Annotated in this window: 17 protein-coding genes and 1 tRNA gene; 10 read left to right on the top strand and 8 right to left on the bottom strand. The window is 51.2% G+C overall.

Annotated features, from left to right (window positions below; all coding sequences use genetic code 11):
• Positions 1–28: 28 nt before the first annotated feature.
• The 3 genes from AAH187_RS10905 to AAH187_RS10895 all read left to right on the top strand — a co-directional run bounded on the left by AAH187_RS10905 (position 29) and on the right by AAH187_RS10895 (position 2,939).
• Positions 29–301, top strand: a complete 273-nt coding sequence (locus AAH187_RS10905; protein WP_342348485.1) for a hypothetical protein — start codon at positions 29–31, stop codon at positions 299–301.
• A gap of 91 nt (positions 302–392) precedes the next feature.
• Positions 393–1,571 carry a dicarboxylate/amino acid:cation symporter gene (locus AAH187_RS10900; protein ID WP_342348484.1) on the top strand — a complete coding sequence of 393 codons (1,179 nt, stop codon included), beginning with the start codon at positions 393–395 and terminating at the stop codon, positions 1,569–1,571.
• A gap of 114 nt (positions 1,572–1,685) precedes the next feature.
• Positions 1,686–2,939 (top strand): argininosuccinate synthase, encoded by a 1,254-nt coding sequence (locus tag AAH187_RS10895; RefSeq protein WP_342348483.1) that lies wholly within the window; start codon positions 1,686–1,688, stop codon positions 2,937–2,939.
• 66 nt (positions 2,940–3,005) lie between these two features.
• Here AAH187_RS10895 and AAH187_RS10890 read toward each other — a convergent pair whose 3' ends face one another.
• Genes AAH187_RS10890 through rfaE2 form a run of 3 tightly spaced genes read right to left on the bottom strand, consistent with a single transcriptional unit; the run spans position 3,006 to position 7,945 of the window.
• On the bottom strand, positions 3,006–3,926 hold the full coding sequence (locus AAH187_RS10890; RefSeq protein WP_342348482.1) for a peptidyl-prolyl cis-trans isomerase: 921 nt from the start codon (positions 3,924–3,926) through the stop codon (positions 3,006–3,008).
• A 1-nt stretch (position 3,927) separates the two neighbouring features.
• Positions 3,928–7,407 (bottom strand): transcription-repair coupling factor, encoded by a 3,480-nt coding sequence (mfd, locus tag AAH187_RS10885; protein WP_342348481.1) that lies wholly within the window; start codon positions 7,405–7,407, stop codon positions 3,928–3,930.
• A gap of 40 nt (positions 7,408–7,447) precedes the next feature.
• Positions 7,448–7,945, bottom strand: a complete 498-nt coding sequence (gene rfaE2, locus AAH187_RS10880) for a D-glycero-beta-D-manno-heptose 1-phosphate adenylyltransferase (RefSeq protein ID WP_342348480.1) — start codon at positions 7,943–7,945, stop codon at positions 7,448–7,450.
• A 198-nt stretch (positions 7,946–8,143) separates the two neighbouring features.
• On the opposite strand from rfaE2, the gene AAH187_RS10875 reads away from it, so the two are divergent.
• The 7 genes from AAH187_RS10875 to rplT all read left to right on the top strand — a co-directional run bounded on the left by AAH187_RS10875 (position 8,144) and on the right by rplT (position 13,732).
• Positions 8,144–9,631 carry a DASS family sodium-coupled anion symporter gene (locus AAH187_RS10875; RefSeq protein WP_342348479.1) on the top strand — a complete coding sequence of 496 codons (1,488 nt, stop codon included), beginning with the start codon at positions 8,144–8,146 and terminating at the stop codon, positions 9,629–9,631.
• Positions 9,632–9,725: 94 nt separating this feature from the next.
• Positions 9,726–10,343, top strand: coding sequence for a helix-turn-helix domain-containing protein (locus tag AAH187_RS10870; protein ID WP_342348478.1), 618 nt, complete (start codon positions 9,726–9,728; stop codon positions 10,341–10,343).
• Positions 10,344–10,420: 77 nt separating this feature from the next.
• A tRNA-Val gene (locus tag AAH187_RS10865) sits at positions 10,421–10,495 on the top strand.
• Between the two features lie 115 nt (positions 10,496–10,610).
• Positions 10,611–12,554, top strand: coding sequence for a threonine--tRNA ligase (gene thrS, locus AAH187_RS10860; protein WP_342348477.1), 1,944 nt, complete (start codon positions 10,611–10,613; stop codon positions 12,552–12,554).
• An 8-nt stretch (positions 12,555–12,562) separates the two neighbouring features.
• The gene (infC, locus tag AAH187_RS10855) at positions 12,563–13,069 is read left to right on the top strand and encodes a translation initiation factor IF-3 (RefSeq protein WP_342348476.1); all 507 of its coding nucleotides are present in this window, start codon (positions 12,563–12,565) and stop codon (positions 13,067–13,069) included.
• 63 nt (positions 13,070–13,132) lie between these two features.
• Positions 13,133–13,336: a 50S ribosomal protein L35 gene (gene rpmI, locus AAH187_RS10850; protein ID WP_312742977.1), complete on the top strand. Its 204-nt coding sequence runs from the start codon at positions 13,133–13,135 to the stop codon at positions 13,334–13,336.
• Between the two features lie 27 nt (positions 13,337–13,363).
• On the top strand, positions 13,364–13,732 hold the full coding sequence (gene rplT / locus AAH187_RS10845) for a 50S ribosomal protein L20 (protein WP_342348475.1): 369 nt from the start codon (positions 13,364–13,366) through the stop codon (positions 13,730–13,732).
• Here the strand turns inward: rplT and pheT are convergent.
• From pheT to pdxA, 5 genes are all read right to left on the bottom strand, one after another.
• Positions 13,729–15,423, bottom strand: a complete 1,695-nt coding sequence (gene pheT / locus AAH187_RS10840; protein WP_342348474.1) for a phenylalanine--tRNA ligase subunit beta — start codon at positions 15,421–15,423, stop codon at positions 13,729–13,731. The genes rplT and pheT overlap by 4 nt on opposite strands.
• A gap of 9 nt (positions 15,424–15,432) precedes the next feature.
• On the bottom strand, positions 15,433–16,992 hold the full coding sequence (locus AAH187_RS10835; RefSeq protein WP_342348473.1) for a phenylalanine--tRNA ligase subunit alpha: 1,560 nt from the start codon (positions 16,990–16,992) through the stop codon (positions 15,433–15,435).
• An 8-nt stretch (positions 16,993–17,000) separates the two neighbouring features.
• On the bottom strand, positions 17,001–17,681 hold the full coding sequence (gene rpe, locus AAH187_RS10830; protein WP_342348472.1) for a ribulose-phosphate 3-epimerase: 681 nt from the start codon (positions 17,679–17,681) through the stop codon (positions 17,001–17,003).
• A complete protein-coding gene (gene rsmB, locus AAH187_RS10825) occupies positions 17,678–19,126 on the bottom strand; it encodes a 16S rRNA (cytosine(967)-C(5))-methyltransferase RsmB (protein ID WP_342348471.1) in 1,449 nt (482 codons plus the stop codon). Before rsmB ends, rpe begins: the two co-directional genes overlap by 4 nt.
• A gap of 16 nt (positions 19,127–19,142) precedes the next feature.
• The coding region (gene pdxA / locus AAH187_RS10820) for a 4-hydroxythreonine-4-phosphate dehydrogenase PdxA (protein ID WP_342348470.1) at positions 19,143–19,835 on the bottom strand (693 nt) is incomplete at its 5' end.

Here is a 19,835-nt window from a genome sequence, read left to right as displayed (position 1 = left end):
GGGGTGGTTACGATTGAAAGGAGTGAGCATGTCTTTTTTACAAGTCAGACAATCGACGCTGACAGGGGAACGAAAGACCTTCATCAGTGCATCGTCCATTGCCTATGTTCAAGAACTGAAGCCGGACCAGGATCTTGGTTGGCAGATTGGTGTGGAACCATCCAGGGCTCTCATTTACTTGCATCATAAGCTCGAGCCCATTATTTCCCTCGATAGTTCCGATGACATTGTGAGGCAAACTAAGGCCACTCCTCTGGATGTCGGGGTACCCGGACAGAAATTAGCCAAAAAGGCCAAGTAGTTTTTCCCTTCCCTAAACTCAGGTTCGTCCCATTACCAAACAATCCCTATCTGTAGATCGTGGAAATGGCCATGGTCCTCTTGTGTGGCTCATGGTGACCGGCGCGGTAGCTGGCGGGGTGCTCGGGGCCCTGGCTCCAGAAGTCGCTCGCCATGTGGAAATTCTTGGTGAACTCTGGATCCGGATGTTGCGGATGCTGGTGGTGCCCTTGATTGTAGCTTCGATTATCCAGGGCGTTGGATCCTTGGGAGATATTCGCCAGTTGGGAAAATTAGGAGGAGCGACGGTCATCTACTATGTAATCACCTCGGGGATGGCCATTGTGCTGGGGATGATCCTCGTCAGTCTGATTAAACCTGGAGTGGGAGCCGATATTGCCTCGGCGGTGGCCCCTTCCGGTGTTGAGACGGCGGTGAACATCGGATGGTTCGATCTTATAGAGGGATTCTTTTCCCCGAATTTATTCGCGGCAGCTTCACAAGGTGAATTGCTGCCATTGGTAATCTTTTCTTTGGCATTCGGGGCGGCCCTGACGACGGTCGGGGAAAATGGTACATTGGTGCTCAATTTTTTCGAAGGGATATTCGGGGCAATCATGAAGTTGGTCCACATCGTGATGTGGATCGGTCCCATTGGCGTGTTTGGCTTGGTGGCAGGACGTTTATCAAGTGCCGGCGGACTTGATGGTATTGTGGCGCTGTTAGTTGGTTTAGGGCTATTCACGGTTACGGTACTTCTGGGATTGGCGATCCATGCAGGAATCATTCTTGGGCTCATTTTGCATGTGGCTGGTCGACGTCATCCCTTGGCATATATGCGCGCTCTTGGCGCGGCCCTCACGAGCGCGTTTGCGACCGCGAGTTCGTCTGCGACCTTGCCTCTGACAATGGAAGGCGTGGAAAGTGCCGGGGTGAGCAGTCGATCAAGCCGGTTTGTCCTTCCAGTAGGTGCGACGGTCAATATGGATGGATCGGCATTGTATGAGGCGGTAGCCGCAGTGTTTATTGCCCAGGCCTGGGGGATTGAATTAAGTGGAGGGGCGCTTATTGTCCTGTTTGTGGTGGCGACCGTGTCTGCCATCGGCGCTGCAGGGATCCCTGAAGCCGGGCTTGTGACGATGGTCGTGGTATTTCAGGCTGTCGGGCTTCCACTCGAGGGGCTGGGACTCCTCTTGGCCATTGACTGGTTGATCGATCGGTTTCGCACTGCCGTGAATGTCTGGGGTGATGCGGTGGGTGCCGCCGTGGTCGATCGATATGTCACCGCCTAATATCGAATTCCTGGATCTTCTTGGGTTATTATTCAATAAAAAAGCGAGCCCTTGCGGTTGAACAATGGTGGGGGCTCAATAAATGTACGCAACCTTATTTTAGGTGAACACGGCATGGAATCAAAAATCACGTATCAGAAAATTGCATCTCACGAAGCCAAAAAGGGAACTTTTGATAAGTGTGTTTTACTGTACTCGGGAGGACTGGATACCTCCATTATGCTCAAATGGATTCAGGAAGCGTATGCCTGTTCCATCGTGGCACTTACGGTCGATGTAGGCCAATTACATGAGGATCTTGAAGCGGTAAAAGCGAAGGCGATCAAACTGGGTGCCGAGGAGGCTGTGGTCATTGATGCCAGGGAAGAATTTGCTGAAAAACTGCTGTCTCGGGCCATTAAAGCCAATGCGGATTACCAGGGGGGATATCCTCTCTCGACTCCCCTTGCCCGGGTGACCCTTTCTGAAATTGCCGTTCGTGTGGCTAAGGAGCGGGGAATCAAAGTCATTGCTCACGGCTCAACCGGAAAAGGGAATGACCAGGTTCGCTTTGAAAATTACATCACGACATTGGATGCCACGATGAAAGTGATCGCTCCAGTCCGTGAATGGAGTATGGGCCGGGATGAGCAGATTGATTATGCCAAACAACACGATATCCCCATTAAACAAAATAAAGAGTATTTGTATTCGCATGATGACAATATGTGGGGCTCGACCAATGAGGGAGGGGATATTGAGGACCCCGCCCGCATTCCTGATTTACGAAAGTTTCTGCAGGTGTGCATTCCCCCGGAGCAGGCACCGGATGAACCGGAAATTGTCGAAGTTGGGTTCAACAAAGGCATCCCTTGTTCAATCAATGGGGAGGATCTGCCCCTTTGCCAGGTCATTGAACGCGCTAATGCTGTAGGGGCAAGGCATGGGGTCGGCATTGTGCATTTGACGGAGGACCGCGTAGTCGGATTGAAGGTTCGTGGTGTGTATGAAGCTCCTGGAGCGGAAATTCTTATCAAAGCGCATTTTAATCTGGAAAAACTCGTCAATACCCGTGACTTAAATGAACTGAAAAAATTCATTGATGAAAAGTGGGCGTACACCTGTTATGGCGCCAAATGGTTTGATCCGTCAATGGATGCCATCCATGCTTTTCAGGATTCCGCCAACCAGCGTGTGAAGGGAACGGTGAAAGTAAAACTGTTTAAAGGAAAAGCTGATGTGGTCGCAATGAAATCTCCCTATTCCCTATTCGATGCCAATTTGGCCACTTTTAATAAGGATGCGAGTTTCAACCAGAATGCGTCTGCAGGGTTTATTGAGATTTACAATCTGGCCCAAAAGACCTATCGGCGCTTTGACCAGATGTAGGATGGAGAATGATAGGGATTCGTGATGGGAGAAGGTCTTGAGCCATGAGCGGTAAAATGAAAACGACTATTTAAGCCTCACATCGATGAAGGCTTTTTGTTTTATATCGGCAAGCCAATTCCGATACGCTTCCTCGGATCGTTGCTTAGTCAGTATCCCACGGATATCCCGTTCCACGGTTTCAAGGGGGAGCGGTTGGGGTTGTTGAATTTCTTCCACCATGACGAGGTGAAATCCTAAGAGGGTTTCAATGGGGGCCGAGATGTGTCCAGGTTTCAGTTCCTTGACTACCTGCCTCAGAGGGGCCAATAATTCGTTTTCCCGCACCCATCCCAATTCACGCACCCGCTCGAAATGACTGGAGGCGAGGTCCTCTAGCGAGGAATTCGGAGTCCATGCGGCATACATGGTTTGGGCTTTGTTCTTTGCTCGCTCGCGTTCCTTTTCTTCCTTTCCGGCTATCAGGCATTGCTTGAGTCGGTAGTGAGGGGATGTGAGAAAGAGAGTTTGGTTGGCGTCATAATACCGTTTGATTTCTTCCTCCTCGACAACGACGTTTCGGCGAACTTCGAAATCAAAGAGCTTTTTCAAGAGCATTTGATGCCCGAATTCTTCTTCGGTTTGGGTGGGTGGCAGGGGGGTTCGCCGTAAAGCGGCATCAATCTCGTCCTGGGTGACGGTGACCCCCTTGGCTTGGGCTTCTTGAATTTGGAGCCGATCATCTATGAGTTTGTTTAGGACTTCTCGTTGTTTTTGGTGGTATCGGCGGTCCAGTTCCTCTCCGTGATATTTGGCGGTCAAGCGCTTGTACTCGTCCCGTATTTCTTTATCCAGATCGGACCAGGTAATCACCTCCTTATTAACAACCGCAATAATCCGGTCAGTCAGACTCAAGCCTACGCCAGGAAAGAAGAGAAGGCACGCTACCACCCAGACGATGAGCGTGTGTGAAGAGGAGCCTTTCACGCATACGCGCACGACCTTCATGTCAGCTTTTCACTTCCTCTTTGGCCATCGACTGATAGAGTTCTTGTAAAATCGTATTAGCCCTGGGATACATGGAGGCCCAATCCTGTTCGGGAAGGGTTAAACGATAGGCACGGGGAGAAAGGCACTCCAAACGATCTTTCCAGCTGTCCATCAAAGCGCGGATGCCCTGTTCCGGGAGTTTGGCCCGTTCATGAAAGCGCACGTTCATGAGCCCGCCACGGACTTCGACATACTCGAGTTGTAGGGCCTTGGCCAACACTTTGATTTGCATGACTTCAAAGAGTCGTTCCATGGCGGTAGGTGGCGATCCAAACCGGTCCAGCGTCTCCCCGTATAATAAGGCCAAATCCCCTAACCGATCACTTGCAGATAACCGTTTATAGAGTCCAAGGCGCTGAGAGGCATCTTCCACATATTCTTCGGGAATGAAGGCTGAGACATCAAGTTGAAGGGTGGGTTCCCATTCTTCCTCCACTGCCTGGCCTTTAAGCTGCTGAACAGCCTGCTCCACCATTTGTAAGTACAGGTCCAACCCGACGGCGGCAATATTGCCGGACTGTTGTTTCCCGAGTAAATTTCCCGCTCCACGGATTTCAAGGTCAGCGGCTGCGATCCGAAATCCGGAGCCAAGTTCCGCAAATTCTTGAATGGCGTTCATGCGTTTTTGTGCGTCGGTACTCAGGGTTTCCTCGTTTGGAATGAAGAGGTAGGCAAAGGCTTGTTGCCCGCCTCGCCCGACCCGTCCCCGAAGTTGATACAGCTGGGAGAGCCCGAATAAATCAGCTCGATCAACCAGGATCGTGTTCGCGCTTGGAATATCCAACCCTGATTGGATGATGGCTGAGGCCAGTAGCACATCGGCTTCCTGGTGAAAAAATCGTAACATCACCCGTTCCAATAATTGTTCATTCATTTGGCCATGTGCCATCAAGACCCGCGCTTCCGGAACGAGATCTTGTAACCAGGCACCGGTCTGCTCCATGGTTTCCACTCGATTGTGCACATAGTACACCTGCCCTCCACGAGCGAGTTCATGGGTAATGGCCTCTCGTACTACTGTCGCATCAAACCGGAGGACCTGGGTTTCCACTGCTAAACGACCCGGAGGCGCGGTCTCAATGACGGATAAGTCTCTCACTCCTGAAAAGGCCATTTGCAAAGTACGGGGAATAGGGGTCGCGGATAGCGTAAGCACATCGACTTGGGTCCGGAGTTGCTTCAGCCGTTCTTTATGGCGGACGCCAAACCACTGTTCTTCATCGATAATCACCAAGCCCAATTGTTTAAAGACGACATCTTTCTGCACAACCCGATGGGTCCCGATCACAATGTCTATCAGGCCGGCAGCCAGATCTTTGAGTGTCGCTTTGATCTCATTAGCTGATTGAAATCGTGATAAAATGCCGATTTTGACCGGGAATGGAGCAAATCGTATTGAAAAATTTTCAAAATGTTGTTGAGCCAGCAATGTCGTGGGAACCAGGACGGCCACCTGCCGGTTGGCCTGGATCGCCTTAAAGGCGGCACGCATGGCGACTTCCGTTTTGCCGTATCCCACATCTCCGCAGACCAGGCGGTCCATGGGTTTCGGGGATTCCATATCCCGTCCTATTTCTTCAATGGCTCGAAGTTGGTCTGGCGTTTCTTCATATTCAAACCCCGCTTCAAATTCATGCACCAGGAGAGTGTCCTCCTGATATGCGGTTCGTCTGGCGACTTCCCGGTTGGCATAGAGTTCAACGAGTTCCTCGGTCATATCCTCTATGCCCTTTTTGATTTTCGCCTTGGTTTTGCCCCAAGCCGTACCTCCCAGGCGATCCAATCTGGGAGACCGTTGTTCCGCTCCTCGATACCGGTGGATGTGGTTCAGGCGGTCCAGCGGGACATACAGGGTATCGGTTCCACCGAATTGCAACAGCAAATAGTCACTGGTACAGCCTTGCACCTCCAAACGGCGCAAACCCAGATACCGTCCGATCCCATGTTGGAGATGGACGACAAGATCGCCTTCTTTCAGATCCTCCAGCGACGAGAAAAATTTGGCAGTGGGAGATTTTGTGTGGGGACGATGCCGGATGCCTTTCCCAAATAATTCTTCCTCGGTGACGAACGCGATGTGTCCATCAGGTGAAAGGAATCCTGCCGAGAGGTCTCCTTCAAGACAGTAAAATGGTGCGCGGGCATCCGTGGCTGGTTGAGGGAAGGGGTATTCCCACTTGTTGGCCGGGAAGCCGTGGTCATGCAAGAGGGATAGTAGGCGTTCCACCTGTCCCGGACTGCGAGCCACAAAAAAGATCTCGGAGTCCGCCCGCAATTGGTCCAGTTTGGAAAGGGTTTCCTTGAAGGGAAGCCCGCGAATGCCGACCCCGACACTGCCGGGAGACTGGGCCTGTAAGGAAACAGGCATACAGGGCATGGTGCTGGTATCAGGAGCCACGCTATCCCACCATACCGTCGGACACATGCTGGTGTAGGTTTTAATGGTCTCCCACATCTCATAGAGTTGATCGGGGTCAGCGTGGGCGGAGGCGCCACCCGGGCCGGGCTGGAGCTGTTCCCATGTTTCTAACAACGCATTCCATAATTGCGCAGCCGCAGCATCCAGATCGACCGGGCGGTAGAAAGAGACGGTGACAGGCGTGTGAATGTAATCAAATAGTGTGACTAATTTGGGGTAATACCGGGGAAGATCCCATTCAATGCTTGCCTGGATGGGTTCGAGAGCCATATCCGTTTGCCCTGAATCCGGAGGAATAAATTCCCTGGTGGGTAAGACCCAGGTTTCCTTGAGATGGGTGATGGATTCTTGGGTCGAGGGATCAAAGGTCCGAATGGATTCGACGGTATCCCCAAGAAATTCAATACGGACGGGATGGTCCTGAGCTGTGGAGAATATATCCACGATACCGCCACGTACGCTGAACTCGCCGGGGACTTCAGCCAATGATCCACGTTCATACCCCAGCCGGATTAATGAACGAAGAAGCACCTCACGCTCGCACGTCTTGCCTACCTTGAGAGAGAAGCAGGCTTCAGCGAAGACCTCCGGCGGAAGCAGCTTATGCAATATGGCGGGCAGCGAACTCACCAGCACGGTGCTTTCCCCACGGGACAACCGGTGGAGGGACCGAACGCGCTGGCAGATGACGCTGTGGGCCGGTAGTGCAGGGTTATAGGGAATGGTGGCCCATGGAGGGAACAAAGCCAGTGACTCGTGATCCCGCCTGATGAACGAGAAGAAAAATTCCAGGTCTTCATACAATTCTTCGGCTTGCTCTTGTGTGGGCGTGATGATGAGGTGCGTGTGGCCCTCAGTACCGGCCGTCTTTTTCTCCGGAAGGGTGAACAAGGTCATGGCCAGGGCGAGGCAGGCCTGTTGTGTGCTGAGTAGACAGGGTGGGGGCGTACGTTCCGGGATTGCTGGAACGACCGTGCGCAGCTGGTTTGCAAAATGATGGAAGACGAAAGGAATGTTCATGATCTGAAATACACCACGAAAATGTTTCTCGGCGTGCTGACTAGGAGGATGGGTTTATTCCCTGCGTGGTGAGAATTCGTTCAATAATCGCGGTGGTAGAAACATCGGAGACAAGTGGAAGCGTGCGCACAAATCCTCCCCGTTCCTCAATGAAATCTTTTCCGACAATTCGTTCCGAGGTCCAATCTCCGCCTTTCACGAGGACATTGGGTTGTAGAGCCTTGATGAGATTCAAGGGATCCGGCTCGTCAAACAGTATCACATAATCTACGCAACCTAATGCGGCAATGACCTCTGCCCGCTGCGCATCCCTTTGGATGGGTCGATTCGTCCCCTTACCCAGTTGACGAACTGAACTGTCGCTATTGACTCCGACCACTAATCGATCTCCCAATTCCCTGGCTTCTGCCAGATATCGCGTATGTCCGATATGAAGCAGGTCAAAACACCCATTCGTAAAGACAATGGATTCTCCCGCCTGCTGATGAACGGTCATTCGTTGTAAGAGACTATCCAGGGAATGAATTTTTGATTGCATAATGATAAATCGTTGAATCCTTTCATGGGGTCCCTATCTCACATATCCTCTTTTCTGTATGATACCTGCTGTATTCGCCAAATCCTAGAGAGGTTACCCGACAAGCCACTTCGGCAAATTAGGGAAAACAGGATATGCGGTCGTGGTCTCAGGCCTACCGGATTTCCTAAGCCTGAGTGTGTCCATTCCAAAAGCTGCATGAGCCAATCCGGTCCAGGTCCCCATACCGCCATTCCGGCGCATCAATTTGGTCTCTTTGCCGCCCCGCTCCTTGCTGGGTTGATGTTTGTGCTGCTTCCCGAATCCCTGCCCGACCCCGCGAGAATCCTGGCAACTATTTTAAGCTGGGTCGTGGTGATGTGGATTACGGAGCCTATTCCTCTGCCCATTACCGCTTTGCTGGGCTGCGGACTGTGTGTCGTCGCCGGGTTGGGGAGCATGCAATCCGTGTTTTCTGCCTTTGCCCACCCCATCATTTTCCTCTTTATTGGCAGTTTTTTTATTTCGGAGGCTCTATCCGTTCATGGGTTGGACCGCCGGTTTGGCAACTGGCTTTTGTCACGTAAGTGCGTGGGTTCCAATCCTATTCGTATCATGATAGCCATGAGTTTGGCTGTTGCAGGCCTGTCCATGTGGATTAACAATACCGCGGCAACGGCAGTCATGTTGCCTATTGCGCTTGGTGTATTACGGGCGCTTCGGCAGAGCTATCCTAATATGGAGACCTTTGACACCGGGTTTTTGTTGTGTCTGGCATACGGTGCCGGTATTGGGGGAGTGGCCACTCTCGTTGGCACCGCGCCGAATTTAATCGGGGTAGGGCTATTAGCCCAGCAAGCACATTTCACTATTTCATTTGACCAATGGTTGCTCATTGGATTGCCGTTGGCGAGTGTCATGTTGCTCGTGATGTTTACTCTTTTGCCTTGGTTGCACCCTCCCCCTTCTCACTCGTCCTTTCATGAAGGAACTCCTGTTCTCAAGATTTCGCCACCACTTCCCTGGACCCGGGGAGAGCAATATACGTTTGGGGTGTTTGTGTTGGCTGTCATGTTGTGGCTACTCCCGGCCATACTCTCAATATGGTTTGAAGGGGATCATACCGTCGTGCAATGGGTTCATGCTCATTTGCCAAAAGAATTGGTACCTATTTTTGCCTCAGGGCTCTTGTTCCTTCTGCCCTTAAATTTTCGGCAGGGGAAATTCACCTTAACCTGGAAAGAAGCCGCCAATATTCATTGGGGAACGATCCTGTTATTCGGTGGAGGCATTGCCTTTGGGGAGTTGATGGTGGAAACCGAATTGGCGAAAGCGATCGGGCAGGGTATGGTGGCTATGTTTGGCATTGAGTCCATTTGGGGTTTAACGGGTGTGGCAATTCTGACGGCCCTGGTTCTCACCGAGCTCGCGTCGAATACCGCAGCCACCAGTATGATTGTGCCGGTGCTCATCGCCATTGCCCACACGGCAAATTTTTCCCCTGTCCCTCCGGTATTGGGTGCGTGTATGGCGGCAAGTCTGGCATTTGTGCTGCCGGTTTCTACTCCCCCGAATGCCATTGTCTATGGAACGGGGAGAATTCCGATTCTCCGAATGGTGCAAGCCGGGTTGTTGTTGGATGCGATTGGAGGGGTGTTGATTTGGGGCGCATTACGTATCTTGTGTCCGATTTTGGGAATGGATTGAGCTTCTCAACCTAGGAGATAGACCTCAATTGATTTTTAAATAATGTTCCGACATAATCCTCGTTTCCATTTCACCTGACCAAAATACCGTGCCTTTGAACCCTTCTCATATACGGTTTGCTCTGCTGACCCAAGATCCCGATCTTAAGTTGCGTGTTCAAGATCCAGATCTTCAGAACACCATTACGGTGTTGGATGATTGTTCTTCCTTAGAAGAGGCGATGCGCTCTCAACAATTTACCGGGGTGATTCTTGATGAGTCCGGGAAGAAATTTTTTCCTGCCTTGTCGGCACTGAATGGCCAATTGAATTTGTCGAAAACATTCATATATGCCGGACATTTGCCCGCTTGGAGTACCATGAACCAGATCAGGCAGGTCATGGGAGATCAACCATCGGAAGAGGGGGCTATCGATCCGAAAGATGTGAGCCTGGCCAGTTATGTAGAAAAAAAGTTGGGGGATTTTGTTCGAGCAATGAATGTTGGTTCAGGGAAAAACCTCTATCCCACGTTAATGAGAGCTGTGGAGCGGCCCTTGATTGAACTGGCCTTACGTGAAACGCATGGCAATCAGATTAAAGCAGCCAGGCTTCTGGGCCTCAATCGCAATACCCTCCGAAAAAAAATTACAGAATTTCAGATTTCCGTCAGTCAGTTAAAGCAATCTTTTGCCGGAAAACGCAGGAAGACGGAATCGGACTCTGCTGGATAGCCTTTCCATTTCCCCTTGAAAAATAACCATTTCTTGACAAGACCACCAATGCAGTCTAGCATATGGCCGGTAGATATAGGCGCGTAGCTCAGGGGGAGAGCGCTACCTTGACACGGTAGAGGTCGGCGGTTCAATACCGCCCGCGCCTACCATTGATCTTTCTCCAAAAAAGCCAGACAGGTATCCAGCTTCTTTCATGGGAGTGGTGCCTTTTCTTGCGTTCATCACGGAATGTAGAATTTTGTATTATTTGGTGTTTGTACTCTAATGGAATCTATTCAGGTATCACTGAAAGGCGAAAGTAGTCAGGCCCTTCCCAAAGGGATCTCGGCGAAGGCCGCAATAGAACAGCTGAATGGAGCAGTTCCTACCGGGGTGTTTGCCGTTAAGGCCAATGGTGTGGAAATAGACCTCCTGGCTTCCCTTGAGACCGATTCAACCTTGCAGCCGTTGATGTTTGATTCACCGGAAGGCAAGGAAATTTATCGGCACAGTAGCACGCATATCATGGCCCAAGCGGTGAAAGAGTGTTTCCCGACGGCACAATTGACCATTGGTCCGGCCATCGAAGAGGGCTTCTTTTATGACTTTGCCTTTGAACGTCCGTTCACGCCGGAAGATCTAGAAAAAATAGAAGCCAGAGCTTTGGAAATCATCAAACGTAACCTTTCGGTTTCAAGGCGTGAGTTTTCCAAGGAAGAGGCGATAGAATTTTTCAAAAGTCGTGGTGAACCCTATAAGGTAGAGCTCATTCAGGGGTTTCCTGATGGAGAGCCGGTGTCCGCTTATACTCAAGGGGACTTCGTCGACCTCTGTCGTGGCCCCCATCTGCCGGCCACTGGCTATGTCAAAGCATTCAAACTTCTGAATAGTGCAGGAGCCTATTGGCGAGGGGATGAACGAAACCCCATGTTGCAAAGGCTCTATGGCACGTCCTTCCCTTCAAAAGAAGCCTTGCAGGCGCATTTAGACAATTTAGAAGAGATCAAGCGTCGGGACCATAGAAAGCTTGGGAAAGACCTCGATTTATTTAGCATTCAGGACGAAACCGGGCCAGGTCTGATTTTATGGCATCCCAAAGGAGCACAAATCCGTTTGCTGATTGAAAATTTTTGGCGTGAACAACATTTGGCCAATCAGTATGAGTTGGTCTATTCGCCGCATGTTGCTCGGTTGGATTTATGGAAAACCAGCGGGCATGTGGATTTCTACAAAGAAAATATGTTCGCCCCTATGTCTGTCGAGTCCAGTGAATATCAGCTAAAGCCCATGAATTGCCCGTTTCATATCATGGTGTATAAATCACATTTGCGCAGTTATCGCGATCTGCCTATCCGTTATGGGGAATTGGGAACGGTCTACCGGTATGAACGATCCGGAGTCCTGCATGGCCTGATGAGGGTTCGGGGCTTTACCCAAGATGATGCTCATTTATTCTGTCGCCCTGACCAGCTGGGTGAAGAGGTAAAAAAGGTCCTCAAATTTATTACGAGTATGCTAGGAACTTTTGGATTTACGGAATTCAAGATGTTTCTCTCCACTCGTCCCGAAAAAGCTGTAGGTACGATCGACCAATGGGATCAAGCGACGCTAGCGCTGGAGACTGCGTTGAAAAACGGCGGCTATGCCTACCAGGAAGATCCGGGGGAAGGGGTCTTTTATGGGCCTAAGATAGATGTCAAAATTCAGGACGCCTTAGGCCGATCCTGGCAATGCTCGACAGTTCAGGTCGATTTCAATAATCCCGAAAGATTTGGCCTGACTTACGTGGGTGATGATGGGAAAACTCATCAACCCATCATGATTCACAGGGCCTTACTAGGATCGATTGAACGATTCTTTGGGATTCTTTTGGAGCATTTTGGGGGAGCCTTTCCGGCCTGGCTGGCCCCCGTTCAGGTCATTGTCCTCCCAATTTCGGAAAAACATCAAGGGTATGCCCAAGAGATTGAAAAAAATCTTCGTCTGGAGGGCTGTCGCGTCGCCTTAGACTTGCGAAATGAAAAAATTGGCCTTAAAATCCGTGAGGCTGAAAAGGCAAAGATTCCTTTCATGATTGTCGTGGGGGATCGTGAAGCTGAAGCAAAGATGGTTGCGGTACGACAAAGGAACGGGAAAAATTTGGGGACGATGCCTATTATTGATATGGTGAAGCTTATTCGGGAAGACATGCCCGAGTCTGTTAAGAAGGGTTCTTTACTTTTCGAATGACTCGTCCGGTGACACCCAAACAACGTATTAATCATTTCATCAAAAATCCTGAAGTCCGGGTTATTGGTGCTGAAGGTGAACAGCTTGGAATCCTGAAGACATCAGAGGCGATTCGGCAGGCGAGGGAAATTGGATATGACTTGGTGGAAGTGGCTCCTACCGCGGACCCTCCGGTCTGCCGTATTATGGATTATGGGAAATTTAAGTATGAACAGAGCAAAAAAGAACATCGCATGCGACTTAACCAGAAATCCACCCAGGTTAAGGAAGTTAAATTTCGGCCTCGGACAGACAAGCACGACATGGAGACGAAAGTCCGCCAAATACGGGACTTCCTGGATGAAGGGAATAAGACCAAAGTTACGGTTATGTTTCGGGGGCGAGAAATGGCCAATCAAGAGCTTGGGTTCAAAGCGATTCAGAAGGTTATTGAGGAGTTAAAAGGCGCAGGAAATATCGAAAGTCCTCCCAGGATGGAGGGACGGAATCTTTACATGGTAGTCGCTCCGAAGTAATTGGCTAATCGTGGGATTCTGGCAATTTGTCGGTCGTTGAAAAAGGAAATAAGGAAATAACGTATGGCAAAAATGAAATTAAAAAATCACTCAGGAGCCAGTAAACGATTTAAACGAAGCGGCTCAGGTAAGTGGATGCGGCGGAAGGCAGGAATGCGTCATATCCTCACTTCCAAGGCGCCTGGAGTAAAATCCAGACTAAGCGGCGCAGCAGAGGTCAGAAAAGAAGACCGAACTTCGCTGTCTCGGTTACTCCCCTATAAGTAACATTTCAATCATAAAGGAGAACGTGTCATGCCAAGGGTAAAAGGGGGGCCACAAACTCGACAGCGCCGGAAAAAGCGGCTCAAACTGGCGAGTGGCCAATATGGAGGAAAAAGTAAGTTATTCCGGACTGCCACTGAATCTGTCGATAAGGGACAAGCGTATGCTTATACCGGACGAAAACAGAGAAAACGTAATTTCAGGCAGCTCTGGGTTACCCGCATCAGCGCCGCAGTTCGAGCGCAAGGCGTTACCTATAGTCAGTTCATGAATGCGCTGAAGAAAGCCAATGTGCTGTTAAATCGAAAAATGCTTTCAGAAATGGCGATTCACGATCCTCAAGGCTTTTCTCACCTTGTGTCCAGCACCAAGGGAGACGGACAACCCGTCGCCGCTTAAGATTCAGGCTTTCGTATCTCGAATTCAAACCCGGAAGTAGGCATATCGATTTGCCAGGCTTCAAGCACTTCCGGGTGAAACTCTCCAATATATCCCACTGCATGCCCATTACAACGGATTCGGCCGACTCGTCCCTCTAAAAATGAGGGATGGGTGACTGGCTCCAGTTCGTAGGGCCACACCATGTAATACATCAATAAATCCAAATAGCTATGGATCTCTGAAAAATTTGCTCCGGAATTGGCGCTAATGGCGGCTATGGACAGTGTCGTGCGAGAACCCACATTGGCTTCCAAATCCAGTTGAGCCGTTTCTCCAACCTCAAAGAGCAGGTGGGGATAAAAGGCGCGAGGCGATTGGGCTTCCACCCGAAGCAGGCACGGCAAAATGGAAGGTCTGAGGCAGGCATAGGTTAGGGACATCACGTTATCCACTTCCACCAGTTGCGCATATTCGGTGTCAGCAATCCGCATTCTGTCCACCAATTCCTGATGAGAAGCCATGATATTGGAAAAAATTTCCTGAAAGCCAAATCCGACCAGAAGATCACGAATACGATCGCTGGTCTGTTCTTCCACGGAGAGACTTCCAACGGTGAAGGTCTGTGGCATAATCGGGGAAAAAGAATCATAGCCTCGCGTGATGGCGACATCTTCCGCCACATCCATCACATGCATGTAATCGTTTCGAAAGGCGGGTAACGTGACGGATACTGTTTGCCTGGTGGCTTTCACTTGGTATCCATAAGAGGCTAGGGCCTCCTGAATAGCCTCAGAGCCAAGAGGCATTCCCAAGGCCTGTTCGATCGCCTCCAGAGAAATACGTTGAGATTGATTCATGCTCAGGGGGGTTTTAACGGTTGTGCCGAACTCCGTTTCGTAGGGATACGTAATATTCACCGGCTCGATGGTTGCCCCACGATCGGCTAAATTGCAGGCAAAAATGTTCAAAGCCAAGACAACCATACCCAAATCGGTTCCCGTGACTTCCACGAATAAATCGGTGTCTCCCAGCTGTACTTCACCAAGTTCCCGGCTGTTGATAATGGGGGGAAAGGATAGCACCTGTCCATCCGAATCCCACAGGAGTGGCAACCGGTCACATCCAGCGAGGATCGATCCATATTCAAGACCTTTGGGATGGACGGTGAGAATTTCGTGAGGAGTCATTTTTTCCTCAAATCCCAATGGTGTAAATCGAATTTCATCGGGTTTCACGAGGCCGTACGTGACAGGAAACGAAATGGACGAGTACCGATAAAGGCCGATGGAAACAGTTTCGCGTTTTCGTCCAAAGGCGTCGGCTAATTTTTCTTGGGTTTGAATGCATTGGTCGAGACCCTCAGCGGTCATGGCATATCCCAACGAGACGCAAGCTGCCACATAGGGTCGAACGGTTTCCATGCCTTGGGCCACTTGAATCCGTCGTTTTGCTCCCTTCTTATCCGAAAAGAAGGAGTAAGGGGGCATCCCTTTATTCAACACGGATCGAATTTGTCGGGCAATCCCTTCCACGCACCATAAATCAGGCCGATTAGTATCTTGAAGCTCCACGCGCACTTCACCAGTGTCCTGTGAGACGTCTTTCACCTCCCCTTTCACATAGGGCATCCATTGTTCAATGTCGGACATGGAGGCAGGACGACCGACAAGTCGACAGAAATCTTTTTGGAAAATGGAAATGGTTGGCATCTTGGGTATTTAAAATTGACGGCGCATATTGCGGACCGCTTCAAGATCAGAGGTGAATAAATCGCGAATATCCTGTATGCCAAGGGCTACCATGGCCATTCGATCCAACCCGAGTCCCCAGGCGATAACCGGAACTGTCACCCCCAAAGGTAGCGTGACTTCAGAGCGGAAAAGCCCCGCACCGCCCAGTTCCATCCATCCAAGCTTTGGATGACGGACATGCAATTCTACCGAGGGTTCGGTAAATGGAAAATACGCTGGAAAAAATCGAATCTCTTTGGCTTGTGCCATTTCCGTGGCGAACAATTGCAGGAGACCCAAGAGTGTCCGGAAGTTGATATCGGAACCGAGCACAATCCCTTCCACCTGAAAAAAATCTGTGGCGTGCGTGGCATCGACATTGTCATAACGAAAACACCGGGCAATAGAAAAAAATTTGCCGGGGATCGGAGGATTTTGTGCCAAGGTTCGAGCGGAGACAGCGGTGCCCTGGCTGCGGAGAACCAAGCGCTTCGCCCGCTCATGGTCATATTCGTACTTCCATCCTTTCGATCCACTCGTTCCGCCGTCCCGGTGGACTTGGCCGACCTGGCTGAGAAATGGCTCGGGAATTTTCTTGGCCATCTTGGGATTCTTCACAAAATACACATCATGGATGGCACGAGCAGGATGGAATTGAGGCATAAAGAGTGCGTCCATATCCCAAAATTCCGTCTCAATGAGTTCGCCACGCATTTCCTGAAATCCCATGCTCGTGAGTTTGTACTTCACGGTATCCAGAAATTCCCGATAGGAATGGCGTCTGCCGACGGCCAGGCGGGGAGGTCGGAGATTGATGGAGTATTTGCGAAAGGACACATTCCGCCAGGATCCGTCTTTTAAGAGTTCTGGTGTTAATTGTGAAATTTCCTGAGCGGCCCCTTCCCGTAAATGAGGCAGAAGATTCCGGCCCTCAGCCGTGAGGATATAGGTCCGTTCGGTATGATCATCGATTCGAAAGGGTTCTTGCGTATTGCCGCGTTTGACCGCGTATTGGCGAAGCAATGTCTGGTGATCGGAAGGAAATGAATCCAGGGGGCGTGCGCCCTCATGAACCTGATTGAGTAGGCTTCGCAAATCCCTCACCGTGTCACTTTCCTTGCTGGTTATTTCCAGCATTCCACCTGCCCCCATCTGAATGACGCCTTCTTTCTTGAGAATCCCGATCGCCCGGCTTAGCTCGGAGGGTTGGAATTGGCCCGTGGCTTGAAGGTCTTTCACGGTGGTTGATGAGCTTTCGGGATCGGCATTCTTCACCGTCCGAAGGATCCACTCAAGTGGAGACGAGTCCGGCTGGTGGTATTGGGTTCCGACCGTGGTGAGGGACACATAGGTCGTGGTGGATTCAGACGACAGGCTTACTAATTGTTTCGTGAGCAACCACCCGACGGCCATGCTGACTTGTGAGGGGGCGAGCTCCGTGTGGGTGGCAAGTTGAAGGTCTGAGAGTGGCTGTGGGTCTTTCCCCAGTGCACGTAGGACCTGAATTTCGAGAGGATGAAGGCTGTCGGTGTTATTGGGGGAATTCATGGGCCCGATTAGACAATCACGGTCTGAGTCGCGGTTCGCATCTGCCGAATGGTTTCGGGAATATTCTTGCTGCCAAAAATGGCGGAACCGGCAACCAGGACATTCGCGCCGGCGTGAATCACTGAAGCCACGTTGGTCAGGTTGACTCCCCCATCGACTTCTAAATGAGCCGAACTGCGGGAATTGGTCATCATCGTCCGGATACGCCGGATCTTATCCAGGCTGGAGGAGATAAATTGTTGGCCTCCAAACCCGGGATTCACGGACATCACCAAGACTAAATCCACGTCGCCAAGTATTTCCTCAATGGCGGTGACCGAGGTCGCAGGGTTCAAGGATACTCCGGCTTTGACCTGTCGTTCCTTAATAGACTGAACCGTTCGGTGTAAATGTGGACAGGCTTCGACATGCACGGTCAATAGATCGGCTCCGGCATCGACGAACTCAGGAATAAAGGCATCCGGATTCGTCATCATCAAATGAACATCTAATGGCAAGGAGGTCACCTTGCGAAGTGCTTCAACCATGGGCGGACCGACAGTCAAATTGGGAACGAAATGGCCATCCATGACATCCACATGAATCCAATCCGCACCGGCTGCTTCTACCATCTGGACGGCTTCCGCGAGCCGGGCAAAGTCAGCAGAAAGAATAGAAGGAGCGATTAAGGGTGTGACTGGCATTGTCATTCAGATTTTTTCAACCGGCACGCAAAAAATCCGTCCATGTTCAACGTTTGAAAGGCCGTACACAAATGCCCAGGGTCAGTGATGAGTGATTGCCCCGCAACGGGCACCCAAGGTGTGACGGATTCCTGAGAAAATTCAGGATGTTCCTGACAAAAATCGGAGATGATCTCTGTGGTCTCCTCCGGTTCGACTGAGCAGGCACTATAGACCAAGATTCCCCCTGGTCTCAAGAGGTCACGGACCCGATCCAGAATCTCGCGTTGAAGACCTCGGGCATGTTGAATGGTCGATAACGATTTTATTAATTTTCCTTCCGGGTGTCGGCGAAGAATACCGAGGGCGGAACAGGGCGCATCGACCAGGATACGGTCAAACGGTTCGGCCAGCATGGCTGGAACCTTGGGGCGGGTTGGTGAGGAATCGTTGGCCTCGCCCAGGGCAGAAGATGGCCCTAGGTCAAAGTGAACAGGATGAACAATGGAAATCTCCAGCCGGGCACAATTAGAAACGAGCCGGTCCAGCCGGCCCTGATGACGATCAAGTGCCACAATGGTCCCTTGGTTCTTCATCAATTGCGCCAGGTGCGTGGTTTTTCCTCCGGGAGCCGCACAGGCATCAAGAACCCGGTCGCCGGGCTGAGGGTCAAGGAGCAAGGGAATGAGTTGGGCGGCTTCGTCTTCCACGTAGCACCAACCATCCATCAAGGCGGACAGTTCTCCTGGATTGCCACATTTGTCCAAGGTCAGCCCGACGGGGCTCACGGTGGTTTCCTGTGCAAGGATTCCTTCCGCTTGGAGGCGGGCAAGCAAATCGGAACGGGAACACCGAAGGGAATTGGTTCGAATCGTTAACGGTGGAATGCCAAGAGACTGTTGGCAAAGGTGTTCCGCTTGTGTGAGTCCGAAGAATTGTCGCCAGCGCTCAACTAACCAGGGCGGGCAGGCATATCGAATGGAGAGCGACTTGGTGGCATCGACCGCTGGATCGGGCATAGGGGGAACAGGTTGCCGAAGCAAATTGCGCAAGACGGCATTCACGAAGCCGGACCAATTGTGGCCCGGTTGTTTCCGGATGAGCTGAACAGCTTCATTAACCGCGGCGGAAGCCGGAATACGATCGAGATAGAGCAATTGATAGGCGGCGACCCGTAGCGTTGTTGCGACCGTCAGGGGCAGGCGGACCATGGGCTTGCGGGAGACCTGATCTAATCGCCAATCCAGGGTGAGGTAATGCCGCAATACCCCATAGACCAACTCAAAGGCCAGGTGCCGATCGCGTTCGGAGACCACGAGGTCTTTGGTGATGTGATCGAATGCGTCATCGCTAAACACCCGGGATCGTTCAATTGCCTGCAACGTGGCGGCAGCGATTTTTCTCGCACTCCAGGAACGACCAGGCGAAGATGTCGGTGGTTTGGCGGAGGATGTGGAATGTCGCGCTCCCATCTTTATGCCTTGGGTATCATGCGGAGGGTGTAGCCAAATCGGCGGCCATTTCAATGGCTTCAACCAGGCTGGTGGGGTCGGCTTTGCCCTGCCCGGCAATGTCATAGGCCGTTCCATGGTCAACAGACGTGCGAATGATAGGCAGACCCACCGTGATGTTCACGCAATGGCCGAAGGCCACAGTTTTGAGCGGAATCAATCCCTGATCATGATACAGGGCGACAATACCGTCAAATGATCCTCGTACCGCCTTGCCGAACAAGGTGTCGGCAGGATGAGGACCCGTGCAGACAATGCCCTGCTTTTTGGCTTGCCGAATCGCGGGTTGAATAATACGGCCTTCCTCGTCTCCAAACAGCCCATTTTCTCCGGCATGGGGGTTGAGGCCTGCCACACCAATGCGCGGATTCTGAATATTGAACAAGCGGGTGAGTCCCCAATGGGCCAATCGAATGGCCCGGAGGATCGTGGCGGTCGTCAACACGTTCGGGACTTCACGAAGAGCCAGATGTGTCGTCGCAAATAATATTTTCAAAGGGCCCCCTACGATCATCATCCCCGACTCCTTGGCCTTCGTCAGGTCCGCCAACATTTCGGTATGGCCCGGATATGTGTGCCCTGCTAAATGAATCGCATGTTTATTAATGGGTGCCGTGACGATGCCCTGCACGCAACCGGCCTGGGCTAACCGGACAGCTGTTTGAATGCA

The sequence above is a fragment of the uncultured Nitrospira sp. genome (genome assembly GCA_902500695.1).
In the GTDB taxonomy this organism is placed as follows: Bacteria; Nitrospirota; Nitrospiria; order Nitrospirales; family UBA8639; genus Nitrospira_E.
This window is presented reverse-complemented; position numbering and strand designations above follow the sequence as displayed.